Here is a 3,792-nt window from a genome sequence, read left to right as displayed (position 1 = left end):
GCCTGGTCCTCTGCCTGGTCCTCTGCCTGGTCCTCGATGGTGTCGTCCTGGGGCGGGCGCGCCATCGCCGCGATGTCCTTGGGGGACGGCGGCTTGCTCAGGCCATTTCCGTTGCCGTGACCGTTCCCGGGCTGCGTGCCCGACTCCTCGGCCCGACCGCGTCCGCCCCTGGAGCGGCGGGACGTCCGCCGGGACTCGGCCTCCTTCTTGGGCTCGATCGGCGCGTCCGCCACGATCAGGCCCCGGCCTCCGCAGTGCTCGCAGGGCTCCGAGAACGCCTCCAGCAGGCCGGTGCCGATCCGCTTGCGCGTCATCTGCACCAGCCCGAGCGAGGTGACCTCGGCGACCTGGTGGCGAGTGCGGTCGCGGCCCAGGCACTCGACCAGACGCCTCAGCACCAGGTCGCGGTTGGACTCCAGCACCATGTCGATGAAGTCGACCACGATGATGCCGCCGATGTCGCGCAGCCGGAGCTGTCGCACGATCTCCTCGGCGGCCTCGAGGTTGTTCTTCGTGACGGTCTCCTCGAGGTTGCCGCCGGACCCGGTGAACTTCCCGGTGTTGACGTCGACGACGGTCATCGCCTCGGTGCGGTCGATGATCAGCGAGCCGCCCGACGGCAACCAGACCTTGCGGTCGAGCCCCTTGTGGATCTGCTCGTCGATCCGGTACGTCGTGAACAGGTCGGCCTTCGAGCCGTCGTGCTGCTCGACGCGCTCCACGAGGTCCGGGGCCACGTGCGTGACGTAGTCGTGGACGGTGTCCCATGCATCGTCGCCCTGGATGACCAGCTTGGCGAAGTCCTCGGTGAAGAGGTCGCGGACCACCTTCAGCATCAGGTCCGGCTCGCCGTACAGGAGCTGCGGCGCGCCGCCCTTGGCCTTCTTCTCGATGTCCGCCCAGCGAGCGGTGAGACGCTCGACGTCGCGGGTCAGCTCGTCCTCGCTGGCGCCCTCGGCGGCGGTGCGCACGATCACGCCGGCGCCGTCGGGAACGATCTCCTTCAGCAGCGTCTTCAGCCGAGAGCGCTCCGTGTCCGGGAGCTTGCGCGAGATGCCGCTGTTCGTGCCGTCCGGGACGTAGACCAGGAACCGGCCCGCGAGACTGATCTGGCTGGTGAGCCGGGCACCCTTGTGACCGACCGGGTCTTTGGTGACTTGCACGAGCACCGACTGGCCCGACGAGAGCACCGACTCGATCTTGCGAGGCTGGCCGTCCTTGTGACCGAGCGCCGACCAGTTGACCTCACCGGCGTAGAGCACGGCGTTGCGACCCTTGCCGATGTCGATGAACGCTGCCTCCATCGACGGCAGCACGTTCTGCACCCGGCCGAGGTAGACGTTGCCGATCAGCGAGGTCTGCGACTCGCGGGCGACGTAGTGCTCCACGAGGACCTTGTCCTCGAGGACGGCGATCTGGGTGAGGTCGTCGCGCTGGCGGATCGCCATGACCCGCTCGACGGACTCCCGGCGGGCGAGGAACTCGGCCTCGCTGACGATCGGCGCCCGGCGGCGGCCCGCCTCACGGCCCTCCCGACGGCGCTGCTTCTTCGCCTCGAGGCGGGTCGAGCCGGACACCGCGGTGATCTGGTCCTCGGGCGAGCGCGTCTTGCGCACCCTGGTGACAGTGTTCTGCGGGTCGTCCTCGGTGTCGCCGGAGTCCTCGCCTGCCCGGCGGCGGCGCCGACGGCGGCGTGAGGTGGAGGACTCAGCGTCGTCCTGACCCTGCTTGTCCTTGTCCTGGCCAGAGTCCGGGCCCTTGTCCTGACCCTTCTCCTGACCCTTGCCCTGGCCCTTGCCCTTGCCCTGACCCTTGCCCGTGGCTTGGGCTTCGTCAGAGCCCCGCGGGGTGCCCTGGTCGTCACCGCCGACGGAGTCGGCCCCCTCGCCTGACTCAGCTGTGGAGCTGTCGCTCTCGCCACCGGACTTGCGACGACGACGACCGCCGCGACGACGACGTCGGCGTGCGCCGCCCTCACCCGACTCCGACCCGCTGCCTTCCTCGTCACCGGTCGAAGGGACATCGGCCGGCTCGGCCGTCGTCTCAGCCGGCGCCTCGGCAACCTCCGGGGAGGTCTCCTGCTCCTCGTGCGCCGCCGCGGCCTTCTTGGCCGGGCGCTTGCGGGTCCGTGCCGCGCGGGCGTCGGGCGCCTGGAAGAGCGGGACGGCGAGCGCGGCTGCCGAACCCTCGGCCGCGTCACCGGTGGTGTCCGTCGACGCTGCCGCTGGGGCACCAGGGTCAGCCGTGGCCCTCGCCGTCGACTTCCTGGTCGTGGCCCGCTTCGTGGTCCTCGCGGCCGTCGGCTGGTCGGCCAGCGGCTCTGCGGTCGAGGCCGGCTCCGGTGCCTGCGGGTCCGGCTGCGCCACGGGCGCCTCGGCAGCCTTCTTGCTGGGAGCCTTCGTGGCGGTCGCCTTCTTCGCGACCGCCTTCTTCGTGGTGGTCTTCTTCGTTGCCGTCGTCTTGGCAGCCGTCTTCTTGGCAGGCGCCTTCTTGGTCGCGGTCTTCTTGGCCGCCGTCTTCTTGGCGCCCGACGCCTTCGCCGTTGCCTTCTTCGCGGCCGCCTTCTTCGCCGGCGCGCCAGCGTCAGGCGACCCGCCGGCAGTGTCGCCGGTGTCCGTGCCAGGCGTGCTGCCCGGCGTGCTCCCGGGGGTGGTGCCAGCGGTGGGCTCAGAGCCCGGAGTGTTCTCGAGCATCAACTGCTCCCTCTGCCCGTCGCACGAGGTACGCCGGACTGTCGGCATCCCGGACCCGAGTGGACAGAGTCCGTGATGCAAAGCCTTCGTGTGGCGACGAAACCCTCCGCGGGTGCGTCAACTCGAGCCTGCCGCCGGCCTGCCGCGGTCGCCGAGCCCTGGTGGCGGAGGGCTGTCACCCACTCCAGCCGGGCCGCGTCGCGGTCTGGCGACGACTGGCGCTCGTCGTGCCGGGCAACCCATCCATCGTGCTCAAGGCGCCGGCGAGAACGTCGTCGGGTCGGCATGCACCGACCGAGATCGAGTATCGCACAGGTCGCTGCGATCACCCTGATGCCCGGCGAGCCACGCTCAGCCGAAGGGGTCGTCCAGCTCGGTTCCCGCGCCGACGAGCCGGCCCTGGGCGAGCCGGGTGAGCCTCGGTGCCTCGCCCGGTTCCAGCCCGGTCACCTGACGCAGGCCGGTGAGCACGTCGTCTGGGCGGACCGCGGGCACGGTGTGGTGGAGCAGCAGCACGAGGGACGAGCCGTCGACCTCGATCCGGGCCACGGCCGCACGGCAGTCGAGCTCCCGCATCCCCTTCTTCGTCATCCGCTCGACCAGGACGGAGTCGGTCCCGAGGAAGCCCTCGACGGCGGTGATCAGGTCGGACTCGCTCGCGGTGGTGTCGATCCGCCAGCGGCTCGCGGTCAGCAGGTCAGCCAGGGCGCCACCGGCAGACTCGACGACGCGGACCACGTCCAGACCATCGGGCAGCGCGGCGTCCAGCACTTCGTGGACGACGGCGGGGTCCAGCCGCTCCGCCAGCCCGATCTCCAGGTACTCCGCCTCGCTGGCGGAACCGGTCGGGGCGGCGCCGGCGTACGAGATGCGGGGATGTGGGTTGAAGCCGGACGAGTAGGCCATCGGGAGCCGCGCCCGCACCAGGGCACGTTCGAAGGCGCGGGAGAAGTCACGGTGGGACGTGAAGCGGAGCCGGCCCCGCTTGGCGTAGCGGATCCGCAGCCGCTGGACGGGCGGGGCTTGCTGCTCGGGCTGCTCGCGCACGTCGACAGGGTATGTGCGTCGAGCAGGGCGCGCCCGGACCGGGTGGAACGGT

General features: G+C 71.0%; 2 protein-coding genes. Both read right to left on the bottom strand.

The features are described from left to right. Nucleotides 1-2,693, bottom strand: a 2,693-nt coding sequence (locus VFZ39_RS13040) for an Rne/Rng family ribonuclease (protein ID WP_330866200.1), incomplete at its 3' end; no start/stop codon positions are given. 351 nt (nucleotides 2,694-3,044) lie between these two features. After that, a complete protein-coding gene (locus VFZ39_RS13035; RefSeq protein WP_330866199.1) occupies nucleotides 3,045-3,740 on the bottom strand; it encodes a TIGR03936 family radical SAM-associated protein in 696 nt (231 codons plus the stop codon). Nucleotides 3,741-3,792 lie beyond the last annotated feature (52 nt).

Source organism: Nocardioides sp. (assembly GCF_036374615.1).
Lineage (GTDB): Bacteria > Actinomycetota > Actinomycetes > Propionibacteriales > Nocardioidaceae > Nocardioides.
This window is presented reverse-complemented; position numbering and strand designations above follow the sequence as displayed.